The 17,136-nt window shown below is 72.3% G+C and carries 16 protein-coding genes; 6 read left to right on the forward strand and 10 right to left on the reverse strand.

The features are described 5' to 3' along the window. Positions 1-196 precede the first annotated feature (196 nt). Positions 197-1,699, reverse strand: a complete 1,503-nt coding sequence (locus tag PV350_RS06350; RefSeq protein ID WP_500333093.1) for a peptide MFS transporter — start codon at positions 1,697-1,699, stop codon at positions 197-199. Between the two features lie 341 nt (positions 1,700-2,040). Between PV350_RS06350 and PV350_RS06355 the strand changes: the two genes are divergently transcribed. After that, a complete protein-coding gene (locus PV350_RS06355; RefSeq protein WP_018559726.1) occupies positions 2,041-2,715 on the forward strand; it encodes a response regulator transcription factor in 675 nt (224 codons plus the stop codon). 37 nt (positions 2,716-2,752) lie between these two features. Continuing rightward, the gene (locus PV350_RS06360; protein WP_499512184.1) at positions 2,753-4,021 is read left to right on the forward strand and encodes a sensor histidine kinase; all 1,269 of its coding nucleotides are present in this window, start codon (positions 2,753-2,755) and stop codon (positions 4,019-4,021) included. A 7-nt stretch (positions 4,022-4,028) separates the two neighbouring features. Here PV350_RS06360 and PV350_RS06365 read toward each other — a convergent pair whose 3' ends face one another. Next, positions 4,029-4,583, reverse strand: coding sequence for a GtrA family protein (locus PV350_RS06365; protein WP_500333094.1), 555 nt, complete (start codon positions 4,581-4,583; stop codon positions 4,029-4,031). Between the two features lie 88 nt (positions 4,584-4,671). On the opposite strand from PV350_RS06365, the gene PV350_RS06370 reads away from it, so the two are divergent. The 3 genes from PV350_RS06370 to PV350_RS06380 are packed head-to-tail and all read left to right on the forward strand — an operon-like array spanning position 4,672 to position 7,547. After that, positions 4,672-5,811: a 5-(carboxyamino)imidazole ribonucleotide synthase gene (locus PV350_RS06370; RefSeq protein WP_500333095.1), complete on the forward strand. Its 1,140-nt coding sequence runs from the start codon at positions 4,672-4,674 to the stop codon at positions 5,809-5,811. 32 nt (positions 5,812-5,843) lie between these two features. Further along, the gene (gene purE, locus PV350_RS06375) at positions 5,844-6,347 is read left to right on the forward strand and encodes a 5-(carboxyamino)imidazole ribonucleotide mutase (protein WP_361797940.1); all 504 of its coding nucleotides are present in this window, start codon (positions 5,844-5,846) and stop codon (positions 6,345-6,347) included. Positions 6,348-6,350: 3 nt separating this feature from the next. Next, entirely contained in the window at positions 6,351-7,547 is a 1,197-nt protein-coding gene (locus PV350_RS06380; RefSeq protein WP_499512187.1) for a dipeptidase, read from the forward strand. A gap of 16 nt (positions 7,548-7,563) precedes the next feature. On the opposite strand, the gene PV350_RS06385 is transcribed toward PV350_RS06380, so the two are convergent. From PV350_RS06385 to PV350_RS06415, 7 genes are all read right to left on the reverse strand, one after another. Further along, entirely contained in the window at positions 7,564-8,802 is a 1,239-nt protein-coding gene (locus PV350_RS06385; protein WP_500333117.1) for a hypothetical protein, read from the reverse strand. Between the two features lie 44 nt (positions 8,803-8,846). Next, the gene (locus PV350_RS06390; protein WP_500333096.1) at positions 8,847-9,857 is read right to left on the reverse strand and encodes a hypothetical protein; all 1,011 of its coding nucleotides are present in this window, start codon (positions 9,855-9,857) and stop codon (positions 8,847-8,849) included. Between the two features lie 5 nt (positions 9,858-9,862). Continuing rightward, positions 9,863-11,014, reverse strand: a complete 1,152-nt coding sequence (locus PV350_RS06395) for a DUF916 domain-containing protein (RefSeq protein WP_500333097.1) — start codon at positions 11,012-11,014, stop codon at positions 9,863-9,865. A 72-nt stretch (positions 11,015-11,086) separates the two neighbouring features. Next, on the reverse strand, positions 11,087-12,412 hold the full coding sequence (locus PV350_RS06400) for a beta-xylosidase (protein WP_500333098.1): 1,326 nt from the start codon (positions 12,410-12,412) through the stop codon (positions 11,087-11,089). A gap of 116 nt (positions 12,413-12,528) precedes the next feature. Further along, positions 12,529-13,170 (reverse strand): LPXTG cell wall anchor domain-containing protein, encoded by a 642-nt coding sequence (locus PV350_RS06405; RefSeq protein ID WP_500333118.1) that lies wholly within the window; start codon positions 13,168-13,170, stop codon positions 12,529-12,531. 142 nt (positions 13,171-13,312) lie between these two features. After that, positions 13,313-13,813, reverse strand: coding sequence for an ATP-binding protein (locus tag PV350_RS06410; protein ID WP_499512191.1), 501 nt, complete (start codon positions 13,811-13,813; stop codon positions 13,313-13,315). Between the two features lie 142 nt (positions 13,814-13,955). Continuing rightward, positions 13,956-14,324 carry an STAS domain-containing protein gene (locus tag PV350_RS06415; protein WP_499512192.1) on the reverse strand — a complete coding sequence of 123 codons (369 nt, stop codon included), beginning with the start codon at positions 14,322-14,324 and terminating at the stop codon, positions 13,956-13,958. Between the two features lie 196 nt (positions 14,325-14,520). Here PV350_RS06415 and PV350_RS06420 point away from each other — a divergent pair, with 196 nt between their 5' ends. Further along, a complete protein-coding gene (locus PV350_RS06420) occupies positions 14,521-15,405 on the forward strand; it encodes an RNA polymerase sigma factor SigF (RefSeq protein ID WP_499512193.1) in 885 nt (294 codons plus the stop codon). A gap of 70 nt (positions 15,406-15,475) precedes the next feature. On the opposite strand, the gene PV350_RS06425 is transcribed toward PV350_RS06420, so the two are convergent. After that, positions 15,476-17,089 (reverse strand): beta-N-acetylhexosaminidase, encoded by a 1,614-nt coding sequence (locus PV350_RS06425; RefSeq protein WP_499512194.1) that lies wholly within the window; start codon positions 17,087-17,089, stop codon positions 15,476-15,478. Positions 17,090-17,136 lie beyond the last annotated feature (47 nt).

A 17,136-nucleotide genomic window follows, 5' to 3' on the forward strand; every position in this document is an offset into this window, starting at 1 on the left:
TTACTGTCGTAGACCTCCTTCGCGGTCTGGGGCTTCGTGGCGCTTGCCGCGTGCGTGGCCGTCACAGCCTACCGCAGGGGTATCATCTGGTTCTTGGGGCAGGTCCACTCACGCGTGCGCCCCGCGCAAAGACGCGCCGAGGGCCCGGAGCGTGCCGCTCCGGGCCCTCGGCGCGTCTTTGCGCGGGGCGCAGACGTCAGTGGACGTCCCCCATGAGCCGGATGACACGCTTGCGGTACGCGATGAAGGCCGCGCCCGCGGCAAGCGCCACGAAGCCCTGGACCGCGAAGGAGGTCTCCGACAGGAAGCCGTCGCCGATGACCAGCTGGAGGATGGCCGCCACGCAGTCGCCCGCCGTCACGGCGAGGAACCACAGGCCCATCATCTGGCTGGCGTACTTGGCCGGGGCCAGCTTGGTGGTGACCGACAGGCCCACCGGGGACAGGCACAGCTCGGCGGTGGTCTGGATCAGGTAGACCACGGCCAGCCACAGCGGGGTGACCTTGGCGTCGCCCGAGGCGGCGGCCTGCGCCAGCATCATCACGACGAAGGAGGCGCCGATGCCGATGAGGCCGAGGGCGAACTTCACGGTCGTGCTCGGGTTCTTCCGGCGCAGCCGCATCCACAGCGCGGCAAAGACCGGGGCCAGGGCCATCACGAACAGCGGGTTCAGCGACTGGAACCAGCTCTCGGGGAAGTCGAAGCCCCACAGCGTGGACGAGGTGTGCTCGGAGGCGAAGACCGTCAGGGTCGAACCGGACTGGTCGTAGATCATCCAGAACACGGCGGCCACGATGAAGAACCAGATGTAGCCGGTGACCTTGGTCTTCTCGTCCGAGGTGAGCTCCTGGTCACGACGGATGCGCGCGAAGTAGTACGTCGGCAGCGCCAGGCCCAGCAGGGAGAGCGGCCACAGCACCCAGTTGATCGTGAAGTGACCCGTGAAGGTGACCACGCCGTAGAAGACGACGGCGGCGACCAGCCACAGCAGGGCCTTCTTCATCAGGCCGGCGCGCTCGGCGGCGTCCAGCGGCGTGGGGACCACGCTGGAGACCGGCGCGAGGTTCCTGGTGCCGATGAGGAACTGGGCGAGGCCGAGCGCCATGCCGACACCCGCGAGGGCGAAGCCCAGGTGCCAGTTGACCTGCTGGCCGACGGTGCCGATGACCAGCGGGGCGAGGAAGGCGCCGAGGTTGATGCCGATGTAGAAGATCGTGAAGCCGCCGTCGCGGCGCGGGTCGTTGCGGTCCGGGTAGAGCTGGCCGACCATCGTCGAGATGTTCGACTTCAGCAGGCCGGAGCCCACGGCGATGAAGACCAGGCCGACGAAGAAGGAGGCCTTCACCGGCACAGCCAGCAGGAAGTGGCCGATCATGATGATCGCGCCGCCGATGGCGACCGTACGGCGCGGGCCCCACAGGCGGTCGGCGAACCAGCCGCCCGGCATCGCCAGCAGGTACACCGTGGCGGTGTAGACGCTGTAGATCGCACCGGCGGTGGCGGCCTTCATGCCGAGGCCGCCGTCCGCGACCGAGGCCGTCAGGTAGAGGACGAGCAGCGCCCTCATGCCGTAGTAGCTGAAACGCTCCCACGTCTCGGTGAGGAAGAGAGTGGCCAGGCCGCGGGGGTGGCCGAGGAAGTTCCTGCCGCTGAATCCGGGGTTCGGCGCGGCAAGGCCCTCAGTCAGGCTGGACGCCATGGACTTTCCTTGCTTCTCGGGACGCGCTGCGAGAGCGGTGCGCGCCCGGGTGGGGGGTGACCGGCACCGGGGCGCGCGAAGGCGCACCGGGATCCACGGCCGACGCCTTCACAGGCGCGGCCCCGGCCTACAGGTCGTTGACTGAAATACTGGTGGGGACCGGCCCCGTCACAGAAGGGTCCTTCGACGCGTGGGCGCGCCAGAGGTCCCATGGGGTGTTTCGGGCCTTTCGTTACCTTATGACAGCGCGAGATGTGCTATATGGGATGACTTGAGATGTACCTCACAACAGTGACGGCCCGCCCGGCGTGCGGTTTCTCCGGGCGGACTACCATCAGCCCATGACCCGCGTACTGCTCGCCGAGGACGACGCATCCATCTCGGAACCGCTCGCACGCGCGCTGCGCCGCGAAGGGTACGAGGTCGAGGTGCGCGAGGACGGACCCGCGGCGCTCGAAGCCGCCCTGCTCGGCTCCTTCGATCTTCTGGTGCTCGACCTGGGGCTGCCCGGAATGGACGGGCTGGAGGTGTGCAGGAGGCTGCGCACCGAAGGCCATGGCTTCCCGGTGCTGGTGCTCACCGCCCGCGCCGACGAAGTGGACACGGTGGTCGGCCTGGACGCCGGCGCCGACGACTACGTGACCAAGCCCTTCCGGCTGGCCGAGCTGCTGGCCCGGGTGCGGGCGCTGCTGCGGCGTGGCACCGCCGAGGCCCAGCATCCCTCCACCCAGGGCGTGCGGATCGACGTCGAGTCGCACCGCGCGTGGATGGGCGACGAAGAACTGCAGCTCACCGCGAAGGAGTTCGACCTCCTGCGGGTGCTGGTGCGCGACGCCGGCCGGGTGGTCACCCGGGAGCAGCTGATGCGCGAGGTCTGGGACACCACATGGTGGTCCTCCACCAAGACCCTGGACATGCACATCTCGTGGCTGCGCAAGAAGCTCGGCGACGACGCGGCGGCCCCCCGCTACATCTCCACGGTGCGCGGTGTCGGCTTCCGGTTCGAGAAGAACTAGCACGCCCGGGGCCCTCGCGGTCTGAGACGCTTCACTCATGCGCCGCCGTCTCATCCAGTCCACGCTCGCCGTGGTGCTCGTCGTCATCGCCGTCTTCGGTGTCTCCCTCGTCCTGGTGGAGGCCCGGACGATCGAGAACAGCGCCAAGGAGAGCGTGGACTCGGAGGCGGTGCGGCTGGTCGGCATCGTCGAGAGCAGGATGATCGGCGAGGAGCGGATCAGCCGCGAGGTGCTGGCCCAGCAGATCGCCCCCGGGCGGTACGCGCTGGTGCAGATCCCGGGGGCGGACCCGATCACCATCGGCACCAGGCCCACGGGCCAGGTGATCTCCTCCCGGCAGACCGGCGAGCAGGGCGAGATCGTCACCGTCGAGGAGTCCCGCAGCAAGGTCAGCCAGGAGATCGGCCGCACCCTGCTGATCATCCTCGCGGTGGCGCTGCTGGCGGTGCTGGCCGCCGTCGTGCTCGCGGTGCGCCAGGCGCGCCGGCTCGGCAGCCCGCTGACCGACCTGGCGGAGACCGCGGAGCGCCTGGGCTCGGGCGACCCGAGACCGCGCCACCGGCGCTACGGGGTGCCGGAGCTGGACCGGGTCGCCGACGTGCTGGACCGCAGCGCCGAGCGGATCGCCCGGATGCTGACCGCCGAGCGGCGCCTGGCGGCCGACGCCTCCCACCAGCTGCGGACGCCGCTGACGGCGCTGTCGATGCGGCTGGAGGAGATCATCGCCACGGCCGAGGACGAGGACGCCGTCAAGGAGGAGGCGACGATCGCACTCGGTCAGGTGGAACGGCTCACGGACGTCGTGCAGCGGCTGCTCACCAACGCGCGGGACCCGCGGACCGGCTCGGCGGTGGTGTTCGACATCGACGACGTGATCAAGCAGCAGGTCGAGGAGTGGCGCCCGGCATACCGCAGCGCGGGCCGGGCCATCACCTCCGCGGGCAAGAAGCGGCTACGCGCGGTCGGCACCCCCGGGGCGGTGGCCCAGGTGCTGGCGACGCTGATCGAGAACGGGCTGATGCACGGCTCCGGCACGGTCGCGATCTCCACCCGGGTCACCGGGACGCAGGTCGTGGTCGAGGTCACGGACGAGGGGCAGGGCGTGCCGCCGGAGCTGGGGGCCAGGGTCTTCGAGCGCACGGTCAGCGGCCGCAACTCCACCGGCATCGGCCTCGCGGTCGCGCGCGACCTGGCCGAGGCCGACGGGGGCCGGCTGGAGCTGCTGCAGCAGCGTCCTCCGGTCTTCGCGCTCTTCCTGGCAGGGGAGGACCGGGCCACCCGCGGGAGGGGCGCGGAGAAGCGCTAGCCGGTCTTCAGCGCGCGGAGGACCGGGCGCCGGGGGTTCCGGTCCGGGCGCCGGGGGTCTCGGTGCCCGTCGTGACCAGGAACGATTCTGCTTGCTGCACCGTCTCGCGGACGGGCAGCGCCTTGAACACCCAGGAGCGGTAGGACCAGAAGCGGAACAGGGTCGCCACGCCGATGCCGATGAACTTGAAGACATTGCTCTGCAGCGGGCTGTCCCAGCCGAAGGCGTAGGTCGCCGTGTAGAGCACCCCGTTCTCGATCACCAGGCCCACCGCGCTGAACGCCAGGAAGAGGGTCAGCTCGCGGGTACGGCCCGACTTGTCGCGGTCACGGTAGGTGAAGTAGCGGAAGCCCACGTAGTTGAAGACGATCGCGACGACGGTCGCGATGATGCTGGCCCGCACGACCTGGAGGTCGGTGACGTGCCGGACGAAGTTGAAGACCCCGATGTTGACCAGGACTCCCGCCCCGCCGACCGCCCCGAACTTGGCGATCTCGCGGGTCATCGCGGTCAGCCGGTTCCGCAGTCCTGCGCGGGTGCTGGACCCGGTCGCACCGTCCATGTGATCGTTCGGCCCCGTCTGTGTCTGGTCAGTGACCTTCATGCTACGGCGGTCGGTGGGACATTCGTGCCCCGATATCCTGGTGACTGTGACATTCCCGGTAGTCGGCATGATCGGCGGCGGCCAGCTCGCCCGTATGACCCACGAGGCGGGCATCCCCCTCGGCATCAGGTTCAAGCTCCTCAGCGACACGCCCGTGGACTCCGCGGCCCTGGTCGCCGGGGAAGTCGTGGTGGGCGACTACCGCGACCTCGACACGTTGCGCGCGTTCGCCGCCGGCTGCGACGTGATCACCTTCGACCACGAGCACGTCCCCACCGAGCACCTGCGGGCGCTGGAGGCCGACGGCATCGCCGTCCGCCCCGGGCCCGACGCGCTGGTGCACGCCCAGGACAAGGGCGTGATGCGGGCGAAGCTCGACTCGATCGGCGTGCCCTGCCCGCGGCACCGCATCGTCTCCGACCCCGCGGACGTGACGCGCTTCGCCGAGGAGGGCGACGGCTACCCCGTCGTGCTCAAGACGGTGCGCGGCGGCTACGACGGCAAGGGCGTGTGGGTCGTCTGCGACGAAGCCGGTGCCGCCGAGCCGTTCCGGGCGGGCGTGCCGGTGCTGGCCGAGGAGAAGGTCGACTTCGTACGGGAGCTGGCGGCCAACGTCGTGCGCTCCCCGCACGGGCAGGCGGTCGCCTACCCGGTGGTGGAGTCCATCCAGGTCGACGGCGTGTGCGACACGGTGATCGCGCCGGCGCCCGAGCTGCCGGAGGCCCGGTCGGCGCAGGCCCAGCAGCTCGCGCTGACCATCGCCAAGGAACTGGGCGTGGTGGGTCACCTCGCGGTGGAGCTCTTCGAGACCCGGGACGGCCGGATCCTCGTCAACGAGCTGGCCATGCGTCCGCACAACAGCGGCCACTGGACCCAGGACGGCGCCATAACCTCGCAGTTCGCCAACCACCTGCGCGCGGTGCTGGACCTGCCGCTGGGCGATCCGCGCCCGCGCCAGCCGTGGACGGTGATGGCCAACGTGCTCGGCGGCGACTACCCCGACATGTACGCGGCGTACCTGCACTGCATGGCCCGGGACCCGCAGTTGAAGATCCACATGTACGGCAAGGACGTGAAGCCCGGCCGCAAGGTGGGCCATGTCAACACCTACGGCGACGACCTGGCCGAGGTGCGCGAACGCGCCCGGCACGCCGCCGACTACCTGCGAGGGACGATCCAAGAGTGAGCAATCCCGCTGGGCCGCTGGTCGGCATCGTGATGGGCTCCGACTCCGACTGGCCGGTCATGGAGGCCGCCGCCCAGGCGCTGGACGAGTTCGAGGTGCCGTACGAGGTCGACGTCGTCTCCGCGCACCGCATGCCGCGCGAGATGGTCGCGTACGGCGAGCAGGCCGCCGAGCGCGGCCTCAAGGCGATCATCGCGGGCGCCGGCGGCGCGGCGCACCTGCCCGGGATGCTGGCGTCGGTGACGCCGCTGCCGGTGATCGGCGTGCCCGTACCGCTGAAGTACCTGGACGGCATGGACTCGCTGCTGTCCATCGTGCAGATGCCCGCCGGTGTCCCGGTCGCCACGGTCTCGGTGGCCGGCGCGCGCAACGCGGGCCTGCTGGCGGTGCGCATGCTCGCCGCGCACGACGCCGAACTGCTGGAGCGCATGCGGCACTTCCAGGACGAGCTGAACCAGCAGGCCACCGAGAAGGGCAAGCGCCTGCGTGCCAAGGTGGAGGGGTCGGCCGGCTTCGGTTTCGGAGGGAAGAAGTAGTCCATGGACCTGCTCGCACGCGCACAGGAGCTGCTCACCGCCCACCCCGTGGTGGACGGCCACAACGACCTCCCGTGGCGGTTGCGCGAGCAGGTCCGCTACGACCTCGACCGGCGGGACATCGCCGCTGACCAGTCCGCCCACCTGCACACCGACATCCCCCGGCTGCGGGCGGGCGGCGTCGGGGCGCAGTTCTGGTCGGTGTACGTCCGCAGCGACCTCACCGGGGGCGACGCGGTCGTCGCCGTGCTGGAGCAGATCGACTGCGTGCTGCGCCTGGTCGACCGTCACCCGGACGCCCTGCGCCTCGCGGTGACGGCGGACGAGATGGAGGCCGCCCGCGCCGAGGGCCGCATCGCCTCCCTGATGGGCGCCGAGGGCGGGCACAGCATCGCCAACTCCCTGGGTGTGCTGCGGATGCTGTACACGCTGGGCGTGCGCTACATGACGCTCACCCACAACGACACCATCGACTGGGCCGACTCGGCCACGGACGAGGCGCGGCACGGCGGCCTGACCGCCTTCGGCGAGGAGGTCGTCCGCGAGATGAACCGCCTGGGCATGCTCGTCGACCTCTCCCACGTCTCCCCCGGCACCATGCGGGCGGCGCTGCGGGTCAGCGAGGCCCCGGTGCTCTTCTCGCACTCGTCCTCGCGCGCCGTCTGCGACCACGTCCGCAACGTCCCGGACGACGTCCTGGAGCAACTGCCCCGCAACGGCGGTGTCGCGATGGCCACCTTCGTGCCGCAGTTCATCCTGCCGGCGGCCGCCGAGTGGATCGTCGGCGCGAACGAGAACATGAAGGCCCACGGCCTGCACCCGCTCGACCAGTCCGCCGAGGCCCAGGCCGTCCAGGAGGCCTACGCGGCCGGCCACCCCCGGCCCGTCGCGGACATCGGCACCGTCGCCGACCACCTCGACCACATGCGCGAGGTCGCCGGTGTCGACCACCTCGGCCTCGGCGGCGACTACGACGGCGTCGTCCACCTCCCCGAGGGCCTCGGCGACGTCTCGGGCTACCCGAGGCTGTTCGCCGAACTCCTGCGCCGCGGTTGGTCCGAGGACGACCTCGCGAAGCTGGCGTGGCGCAACGCGGTCCGGGTGCTGCGCGACGCCGAATCGGTGGCGGAGGGTCTGCGGGGCGAGCGCGGGCCGTCCAACGCCTCGATCGAGGAGCTGGACGGCCCCACCGCGCGGTAGCCGGTGCGCGCCAGGGTCAGCGCCGCAGGCGGCTCCACGGGGTGAAGGTGAAGACCGCGCCGCCGAGGAGGAGCACGGTCCCCGCGACGAGGGCGAGGGCGTTCAGGGCGGCCCGGTCGGAGGAACCGGTGTCGGCGAGGCCGCCGGAGGTGCCGGTCGTGCCGCCCGACGTGCCGGACGACCCGCCGGAACCGCCGGTGATGCCGCCCTCCTGCCCGGTGACGTCCAGGGTCAGGGAGACTCCGGGGTCCTCCGTGGGGGTGCAGGTCGTGGTGGTGCCGAGGGCCTCGACGGTCAGCACGCCCGGGGTGAGGGTGGCCTGCCCGTCGTGGGCGGGTGTGTACCTGCCGGTGAGGTCGGGGATCTCGATGGGGTCGCCCGCCTTGATGGGGTCCTTGTTGGTGGGACCCTCGACGGCGACCTCGCCCTGGTCCACGCCGCCGACCTCGACCTTCATGGAGGGTTTGACGGAGTCGGCGGGTATGTCGGCGGGGCTGTCCATCACGGACTCGCCGAAGTGGACGGTGAGGTCGTAGGCGCCGCCCTTCTCCTCGGCGTCGATCCGCACGGGCGAGACCGCGCTCTTGTCGCCGATCGGGGTCTTGCAGGCGTAGGAGACGTCGACCTCCTTGCCGGTGTGGGAGGTTCCGCCGGTGGCGGTGCCGCTGGGCGTGGTGCTCGGCGTCGTCGTGGGGGTGGTGCTCGGCGTGGTGGTGGGGGTCGTGGTCGGGGTGGTCGTCGGGGTGCCGGTGCCGCCGCCGTCCGCGGTCACCTTGATCGTCGCGGCGACCGGGACGGTGCCGGTGGGCACGCACGTGGTGTCCGTGGAGAAGGCGTTGATGGCGTAGCCGCCGGGGGTGAGCGTCACGTCGCCGGGTGCGGTGAGCTTCAGCGTGCCCTTCATGTCGGAGAGCTTCATCTCGCTGTTCTTGGGGATCGCCGGGTTCTCGCGCGGTCCCTCGACGGCCAGGCCGCCGCTCTGGGCGCCGGCGACGGTGATCTCACCGGACGGCTTGACGCTGTTCGCCGGGAGGTCGATGAGGTCCGGGTTCTTGGAGGCGGCCTGGGTGAACTTCCAGACCACCTCGACCTCGTCGCCCACCGCGGCCGTGGCGGGCGCGCTGATGTCGGCCTTGGTGGTCCCGTTGACCTTGGGCAGGCCGGACGCCGCGGGCGGGGTGCACTCGGTGGCGTACGCGACGTCGGCGGCCGCGGCCGGGAGTGCCGCGGCGAGGACGCCCGCACCGCTGAGCATCAGGGCGAGGCCGACGGCGGTGGCGGCCCGGGATCGTCGGTGGGTCACGTGTGGTTCCTTTCGTGGCGGTGGGCGGTGCCGTCCCCCCATGGAGTGCTGCCCTCAGCGGTGCGGTGCTGCGGCTGGTGGTCGTGGCTGAACCACGGCAGGGCGGGCGCCGGGCCGGCCGGTGGGCCGGGGGGCGGTCCCGCAGGTCCCGGGGCACGCGGGCGGACCCGGTTGACGACGGCCATGCAGAGCCGGAAGAGCGCGGCGGGCACGACGACGCAGAGCAGGAGCCAGAAGAGGGTCACGCCCCAGGGGCGCGGGACGTCCCAGGGCTCGGTGACCAGCACCTTGCCCCTGTGCTCCAGGGTCACGGTGTAGTCGCCGTGGGCGCCGGCCGCCAGCTCGACGGGCAGCTCGACCCGGGCCTTCCTGCCCGGCTGGACGGTGCCGCTCCAGGTGCGCTCCTCCCACTGGGGCCCGAAGAGCCCGTGGGAGGTGCCGACCCGGAAGACGGGGTCCTTGGCCGGGCCCGTGCCGAGGTTGCCGACGGTGAGCACCAGGCGCCGGCCGGGCGGGGCGCCGAACCAGGTGAGCAGGCCGTTCGGGCCGTCGAGCCGGGCGCTGAGCACGGCGAGCCGGCCGCCGCCGGTGCGCTCGGGCAGCGGGGCGGTCGGGTGACCGGCGACGACGAAGGGCGCGTCCACCACCGTGCGCTCACCGGTGACGGTGGCGACGTGGACGACGCACGGGCAGGGCTCGGGCGGCTCCGCGACCGGCATCGCGCGGCGGAAGGCGCCGTGGGCGTCGGTGGTAACGGCCCGGCCGTACGCGTTGGCACAGGAGTTGGTGCCGCCGATCGCGTTCTGGCCGCAGATCAGCAGCGTGAGCAGGGTGTCCGGACGCCAGCCGGTGCCCCGTACGGTGATGTCGCCGCCGGCGCCGGCCTGCCCGGGGCTGACGGTCACGGCCGGTCCGGGAGCCGCCGCGGCGGGGGCGGGGGTGCTCAGGAGGAGCAGCGCGAGGAGGCAGAGGGCTGCCGCGGGGATCCGGTGGGTGCGCCGTCGCATGGGCCTCACGCCGTCCTGCCGCCGAGGGTCGCGCCGGTGGCGCCGGGGTCGTCGGGTCCGCCGCCCGCGCGGGCCGCGAGGTCGGTGCCGCCGGCCTCGTACGGCTCCTCCCCCGCCGCCGGGTCCGCCTGCGCCGTCCGGCGCCGCGCGCGGATCCGCACCAGCAGGCTGAGCATGCCCCCGAGGAGGGCCAGGGCGAGGCCCACGGCCGCCCAGGGCACCGCGAGGAACGAGGCGCCGGCGGTCTCGTCGACGTCGGCGCGTACCGCGGTGACGCGCAGCCGCACGCCGACCCGGTCGAACTGCGGGGCGTCCGCCCAGGGCTCGGTGAGCTCGACCCGCTGGCCGGGCAGCAGTTCCAGGGGCAGGGTGCGTGCCGGGCGGTCCAGCAGCGTGCGGCCGAACAGGCCCCGCGCGGTGACGGCGAGCCGCGGGGTGAGGGTGACGTTGCCCCGGTTCACGAGGGTGTAGCGGATGGTGGCGTGGCTGTCGCCGGTGCCGGGGAACAGCGGTCCGCCGTGGCCGACGGTGACGTGCTCCACGGACAGGGCGGCGAGGCCTGGTCCCGCGACGCGCAGGTGGACGCGGGCCCCGACGGCCCTGCGCACGCCCACCCGTACGTCGCCCGGGGCGGCGCCGACGCGGGTGTCGAGGGCGACGATCGCACCGGGGTGGTCGCCGGGCGAGGCGTCGGCGGGGACGGTGACGGTGAAGGGGATGTCGGCGCGGGTGCGGGCGGGGACGGTGATGCTGCTCCGGGCCAGCCGTACCCAGGAGCCGAGGTCGGTGTTCTCCTCGTCGGCGCCGCGCACGGCGAAGCCGCCGTCGCGGGGGGTGTTGTAGGCGTCGGCGCCGTAGAGCCGGAAGGTCATCGGCTCGCCCGAGAGGTTGGAGACGGAGACCTTGTCCCTGAGCGTGGTGCCGGGGTCGGCCTCCAGGGTGAAGAAGGGCCGTTCCTGGGCGGTGGGGCTGCGGTCCTTCGCCCCGGCGGCCGGGGCCGGGAAGACCGACCAGCGGCCGTTGTCCGCGGCGAGTGCGGCGGGAGCGGATGCCGCGCCGAGGCCGAGCAGACCGAGGAGGACGAAGAGAACGAAGAGGACGGGGAGGACGGTCGGGAGCACGCCGGACGCCCTGGCTCCGGCCCTGGCTCTGGTCATGGCGGCGCTCCCTCGCGGTCCGGTGGTGGGCCGGTCGCGGCGGCCGGCCCACCCGAGCTATCTGACTGTGCGTCAGGTAAGCGTGAGGGTCAAGACTCCGGAGTAGCTTCCCGTGGCGGAGAACGCGGGCACGTCCAGCGACAGCCCCGCGTCCACGGTGAACTCGCCGCCGGTCAGGGTCCCGTCGGACGCCTGGGCCAGCGTCGCGCCCGCGCTGCCCACGGCGCCGGCGGACCCCGCGGCGCAGGTGCTGGGACTGCCGGACGCCGTGACGCACGCCGGCTGCCAGCTGAGCCGGTCGGCGCCGATGAGCGCGCCGCCGGGCCCCTTGAAGTCGGTGACCTTGCCGGTGAGCGACCAGCCCGTGCTCCCGCCGCGGAAGTCCTTGACGGTCACGGTCTGCAGTGCGCCCGTGGAGGGGCCGCCCTCGCCGAAGTCGACGGGGGTCATCTCGACGGTGTCCCCGGCCTGGGTCATCGACAGGGTGCCCGCCTTCACCGAGGTGGTGAGCTTCTGACTGCCCGGTGGCGGCGGGGTGGTGTCGATGACGGTGTAGGCCACCGGCCCGGCGGCCGTCGCCGGGTCGTACCCGCCGCCCTCGAACGCGACGATGCCGGTGGTGTCGAGGTCGCTGACGGCCAGCGTCGCGCTGAAGGCACCGGAGCCGTCGGCCGTGGCGGAGGTGAACTCACCGGTGGCGGTGGCGCCCTGGACGCCCGCGACGGTCACGGCGGCGCCCGCGGTGAAGCCGGCGCCCGTGACCGTGACCTGCGCCCCGATCGGGCCGGAGGAGGAACCGAGCGCGATGTGCCGGCCGTTGGGCGCGGCCACGGTGATGGTCTCGGCGACGGGGGCGGGCGGGTTGAGCACGGTGCAGGGGGTGTCGGCCGAGATGCCGTAGTCGGAGTGGACGTTGTAGTCGCCCGGGGTGAGGGTGATCTGGCCGGGTGCGGTGACCGTGAAGGTGCCGGTGATGGTGAAGTCCGGGAAGTCGGCACCGGCCGGGATGACCGGGTTCTCCTTGGGGCCGACGAGGGTGAGCTCCTGCGTCTGCGCGCCACCGAGCCGCACCTTGACGGTCGGGGTGATCTGGTCCTCGGGGATGGGGAGGTTGAAGCTGCTGGTGTTGGCCATGGGGCCGTCGAGCACGTAGGTGACGGTGACCGTGTCGCCGACCTGAGGGGTCGTGTCGCTCACCGAGACGTCGGCGACGGTCGGCCCGTCGAACGGCGGGATGCCGGAGATGCCCGGCGGAATGCAGTGCACCTGGAAGGTGGAGGTCGCCGCGGCGACGGGCCCGGCAAGGAGGGTCCCGCCGCCCAGCGCGAGGGCGAACGCCCCGAGCACGGCGGCGGACCTCCGTCTCCATAAGGCGCCATTGCGAGGAAACGCGATCATTTTGCACCTCTTGATCACTTTTCTGGTACAGAGTCCCTTTCTGTACCGCCGACGGTCATTGACGTCCGGCGATCAAGAGAAGTCAATGCGAAAGCCTGACCGAATTTGACGGAGCGTCAGATTCGGTGCCCTGGACGGCGGGTCAGCCAGAGCACGCCGGCGGCGCCCAGGAGCAGGACGGTGCCACCGAGGGTGCCCAGGGCGACGGCGCCGTCCTCGGGCCCGGTCTGCGGCAGGGACTCGCCGCCGGACCCGCCCGAACCGCCTGAGACGGAGCCGCCCTTGGACCCGGCCGCCGCGGTGACGTCGAGGGTCAGCGAGGGCCCCGGGCCGTTCCCCGGGGTGCAGGTCGTCGTCGTACCGAGAGCCTTGATGGTGAGCACCCCCGCGGTGAAGGTGACCTTGCCGCTGCCGCGCGGGACGTAGGTGCCCGACAAGTCGTTGATCTTGATCGGGGTGTTGGCGGGCACGGTCGCGGCGTTCGCGGGACCCGACACCTTGAGCGACCCGCTGTCGGCCCCGCCGAGAGTGATGAGGGCACTCGGATTCATGGCGCCCTTCCCCAGGTCGACGGGACTGGAGGAGACGCCCTTGCGGAACGACATCACGATCCTGTAGCCCGACCCCGACTTGGTGGCGGTGATGTCGATGGGCGAGACAGCGCTCTTGTCGCCGATCGGGGTCTTGCAGTCGTACCTGACGTCCACGACCTTCGCGTACGCGGCCGGGGCGCTGCCGAGGACGGCCGCCGCCGCCATGACGGCGCCGACGGTCGACACCGCGGCCGCCTTGCGCTTGGAGAGCGACACCGGATGTCTCCCTTCCCCCAGAAGTTACTGACGCTCCATCAAATGTGGCGCGACAGTACGCCCGTGAGGGAAAGAGGGGAAGAGATCCGGCTCAGGCCGGGGCGGCGACCTCGGCCCAGACCGTCTTGCCCGGCCGGCCGTCGGCGTGGCGTACGACCCCCCAGTCCAGGCAGAGCCGCTGCACTATGAACATCCCGTGCCCGCCCGGCCGTCCGGCCCGGTGCGGGGTCCGCGGGGCGGGACTGCCGGAGCCGCCGTCGGCGACCTCCAGGCGCAGCGCCTTGGAGTGCCGCAACAGCCGCAGCTCCTCGGGACCGCCCGCGTGCAGGCAGGCGTTGGTGACCAGCTCGGACACCACCAGCAGGACGTCCTCGGCCGCCGCGCGGCGGTCCGCGGTCTCGGCCGGCAGCCAGCCCCAGTCGTAGAGGGCCTGGCGGGTGAAGTCGCGGGCGCTGGGCACCACGCCGGCCACGTCGGCAAGGGAAAGCCGCCGTGTCTCAGCGTCCTGGGCGCCCTGACCGCGCGGCGGCAGTGCCGCATCGCCCGGATCCGGGTCGCGGTCGTCGGCCGTAGGGGGCCGGGTGGTGCTCATCAGCGCCTCCACTCACCGATGTCCGCCAGTGTCCGAAGTGATCCCGAGGTCTCTCCTGCCCGGGCCGCTCCGGTGAACACCTCCGGATGCGGACGAAACAGGGCGTGCCACAACGGCCCCCGTGGGGAGCCGCTGCGGAGGGTCACTCCTTGAGGGCGTCGTCCAGGGTGTCGTGGACGGTGAACACGGCCTCGGCCCCGGTGATCGCGAAGACCTTGGCCACGGCCGGCTTCATCCCGGCCAGATGGACCGCCCCGCCCGCGGCCTCGGCCTTCAGCCGGGTGCCGAGCAGGACGTTGAGTCCGGTGGAGTCGCAGAACTCCAGATGCGTGCAGTCCACCACGAGGGTGCCGAAGCCGTCCTCGATCAGCGTGTCGAGCGGCTCGCGCAGCAGGTCGGCGGTGTGGTGGTCCAGCTCACCGGCAGGTGCCACGACCGCCTTCGTTCCGTACCGCTGCACGGAAACGTGCAGCCGGTCCCGCCCGGCCGTGTCGACCATCTCGCGGTCCATGCACACTCCTCCCGGACGACTCGGCGATCCGCATCTCGCACCCTACGCGCTTCCTGATCAGGGCGGTAGTCGCTCCGGCGGCGGCCCGGAGATCGATGACCGCCGGGTTGCAATATCCGCGCCGAACGGGGTAGGCGTTGAGTGTGGGCTGAATTTCACGCTCCGCTTGCCCTGCCGCCGCACCGAGGAGGAGAGCATGGCATCCCGGCTCGACGCGCGCGACGCGTCGGCGACCACCGAGGCCAGCGTCCACGAGGAACACGGAACACCGGAGGGCCTGGAGGACCTCCCGGAGATCCCGCCCTTCGACGAGGTGGGTCCGGTCGACGCTCGGGCCCTGTCCAAAACGCTCTTCCAGCGGCTCGAGACGCTGGAGGAGGGCACCCCCGAGTACAGCTACGTACGCAACACGCTGGTCGAGCTCAACCTCGCCCTGGTGAAGTTCGCCGCCTCCCGGTTCCGCTCCCGCAGCGAACCCGTCGAGGACATCATCCAGGTGGGCACGATCGGGCTGATCAAGGCCATCGACCGCTTCGAGCTGAGCCGCGGGGTCGAGTTCCCCACGTTCGCCATGCCGACGATCATCGGCGAGATCAAGCGCTTCTTCCGTGACACCTCCTGGTCCGTGCGGGTCCCGCGCCGGCTCCAGGAGCTGCGGCTGGACCTGGCCAAGGCCGGTGACGAGCTCGCGCAGCAGCTGGACCGCGCGCCGACCGTCGCCGAGCTGGCCGACAGGCTGCAGATCACCGAGTCCGAGGTCGTCGAGGGCATGAGCGCCAGCAACGCGTACACCGCGAGTTCGCTGGACGCCCAGCCCGAGGAGGACGACTCCGAGGGGGCGCTCGCCGACCGCATCGGCTACGAGGACCACGGTCTGGAGGGGATCGAGTACGTGGAGTCCCTCAAGCCGCTGATCGCCGAGCTCCCGGTACGCGACCGGCAGATCCTCTCGTTGCGCTTCGTGGGCAACATGACACAGTCCGAGATCGGTGAGGAGCTGGGCATCTCCCAGATGCACGTCTCGCGGCTGCTCAGCCGCACCCTCGGGCGGCTGCGACGGGGACTGCTCGTGGAGGAGTGACCCGCTCCCCTTCCCCGGCACGGCGCGGTGGGCCCGGTGAGAGTTCCCTCTCACCGGGCCCGGCCTTTCGTCAGGACAGTCCGACGACGTCGCCGGGGCCGGTGCCGGCGGCCGGCCAGTCGATGCCGGGAGCCCGGTGGTGGTTCATCCCCATCGCCGTCCACCGCGGGCCCTGGGCCGCCAGGCGCTCCCGGAAGGAGGCCCAGCCGGTGCGCGCCGCGGGGGTCCAGCCGCGTTCGGCGACGGCGGGCAGGCGGGGGAAGGCCAGGTACTCGACGTCGGCGCTGCTGGTGACCGTCTCGGACCACAGCGGGGCCTCGACACCGAGGACGGCGTCGGCCGGGGCGCCCGCGACGAGGTCCGCGGGGTCCCAGTCGTAGGCGCGCCGGACGTCGGTCCGGCCCGCCCAGGAGGTACCGAGCGGGGTGTCCTCGTCGTACTTCATGTCGAGGTAGGCGCGGTTTGCCGGCGACAGGATCAGCCGGGTGCCCGCGCGGGCGGCGGCCGCGACGTCGGCCTGGTCCTTGGCGCCGGTCCCCCAGTACTGGGCGACGGCGCCCGGGACGGGGTGGGCGCCGGTCAGCTGGTGCCAGCCGACGGGCGTCTTGCCGAGCCCGCGGACCACCGCCTGCGCGCGGTCCATGAGGGCGACGTAGTCGGCGTGGGGCGTGGCCCGCGCCTCGTCGCCGCCGATGTGCAGGTACGGGCCGGGGGTGAGGGCGGCCACCTCGCGCAGGACGGTCTCCACGAAGGCGGTGGTGGCGGGCCTGGACACGCAGAGCGAGCTGAAGCCGACCTTGGTGCCCGTGTAGAGCTCGCGGGCCACGCCGTCGCAGTTGAGCCCGGCGTAGGAGGCGAGGGCGGCGTTGGTGTGGCCCGGCATGTCGATCTCGGGCACGACGGTCATGTAGCGGCTCGCCGCGTACGCCACGATCTCGCGGTAGTCGGCCTTGCTGTAGAACCCGCCCGGGCCGCCGCCGACCTCGGTGCTGCCCCCGTGGGCGGTCAGCCGGGGCAGGCCGTCGACGGCGATGCGCCAGCCCTGGTCGTCGGTCAGGTGCAGGTGCAGCCGGTTGATCTTGTAGAGGGCGAGCTGGTCGATGTAGCGCTCGACCTCGTCCACGGTGAAGAAGTGGCGCGCCACGTCCAGCATCGCGCCGCGGTAGCCGTAGCGCGGGGCGTCGGAGATCGTGCCGCCCGGGACGGTCCACGGCCGCCGGACGACGTACCGGCGCTCGACGTCGGCGGGCAGCAACTGCCGCAGCGTCTGCACCCCGTGGAAGAGCCCGGCGGCCGTGGCCGCGCGGATGACGACGGAGCGGGCGGTGGACCGCAGGGTGTAGCCCTCCGCCCCGGTGCGGGCGGCGGTGTCGAGCGCGAGCACGATGCCTTCCTCGGCCCGGTCCGCCGTCACGGGCAGGGCGTACCCGGTCGACGGGCGCAGAAGCGCGGCCAGTTGGCCGGCGATCGCCCCGGCCTGCGCGGAGCCGCCGGGGACGTGGATCCCGGCGGCGTCCCCGAGGGTGAACGCCGTCCCGTCCGGCTCGACCGAGGACGGCGCGGGCACGACCTGCCCGAGCGGCCGGACCTCGTCGGCGGCCGGGCGGGACGGTACCGCCGTGGCGAACGGGGCCGCGGCCACCAGGGACAGCAGGGCCACGGTCAGCACACGTCGAGATCTCATTCCCGAACGTCTACCACCGGTGCGGCCGCGTCCGCCCGCAGCGGGCG

It is taken from the genome of Streptomyces sp. PA03-6a (assembly GCF_033792765.1).
GTDB lineage: Bacteria > Actinomycetota > Actinomycetes > Streptomycetales > Streptomycetaceae > Actinacidiphila.

What these genes read in the sequence shown, in the direction of transcription:
- PV350_RS06400 (WP_500333098.1), bottom strand. Translation starts at nt 12,412, where the DNA reads ATGATCGCGTTTCCTCGCAATGGCGCCTTATGGAGACGGAGGTCCGCC.
- PV350_RS06360 (WP_499512184.1), top strand. Translation starts at nt 2,753, where the DNA reads ATGCGCCGCCGTCTCATCCAGTCCACGCTCGCCGTGGTGCTCGTCGTC.
- PV350_RS06385 (WP_500333117.1), bottom strand. Translation starts at nt 8,802, where the DNA reads ATGCTCAGCGGTGCGGGCGTCCTCGCCGCGGCACTCCCGGCCGCGGCC.
- PV350_RS06410 (WP_499512191.1), bottom strand. Translation starts at nt 13,813, where the DNA reads ATGAGCACCACCCGGCCCCCTACGGCCGACGACCGCGACCCGGATCCG.
- PV350_RS06405 (WP_500333118.1), bottom strand. Translation starts at nt 13,170, where the DNA reads ATGGCGGCGGCGGCCGTCCTCGGCAGCGCCCCGGCCGCGTACGCGAAG.
- PV350_RS06355 (WP_018559726.1), top strand. Translation starts at nt 2,041, where the DNA reads ATGACCCGCGTACTGCTCGCCGAGGACGACGCATCCATCTCGGAACCG.
- PV350_RS06425 (WP_499512194.1), bottom strand. Translation starts at nt 17,089, where the DNA reads ATGAGATCTCGACGTGTGCTGACCGTGGCCCTGCTGTCCCTGGTGGCC.
- PV350_RS06415 (WP_499512192.1), bottom strand. Translation starts at nt 14,324, where the DNA reads ATGGACCGCGAGATGGTCGACACGGCCGGGCGGGACCGGCTGCACGTT.
- PV350_RS06365 (WP_500333094.1), bottom strand. Translation starts at nt 4,583, where the DNA reads ATGGACGGTGCGACCGGGTCCAGCACCCGCGCAGGACTGCGGAACCGG.
- PV350_RS06350 (WP_500333093.1), bottom strand. Translation starts at nt 1,699, where the DNA reads ATGGCGTCCAGCCTGACTGAGGGCCTTGCCGCGCCGAACCCCGGATTC.
- PV350_RS06395 (WP_500333097.1), bottom strand. Translation starts at nt 11,014, where the DNA reads ATGACCAGAGCCAGGGCCGGAGCCAGGGCGTCCGGCGTGCTCCCGACC.
- PV350_RS06380 (WP_499512187.1), top strand. Translation starts at nt 6,351, where the DNA reads ATGGACCTGCTCGCACGCGCACAGGAGCTGCTCACCGCCCACCCCGTG.
- purE (WP_361797940.1), top strand. Translation starts at nt 5,844, where the DNA reads ATGGGCTCCGACTCCGACTGGCCGGTCATGGAGGCCGCCGCCCAGGCG.
- PV350_RS06390 (WP_500333096.1), bottom strand. Translation starts at nt 9,857, where the DNA reads ATGCGACGGCGCACCCACCGGATCCCCGCGGCAGCCCTCTGCCTCCTC.
- PV350_RS06420 (WP_499512193.1), top strand. Translation starts at nt 14,521, where the DNA reads ATGGCATCCCGGCTCGACGCGCGCGACGCGTCGGCGACCACCGAGGCC.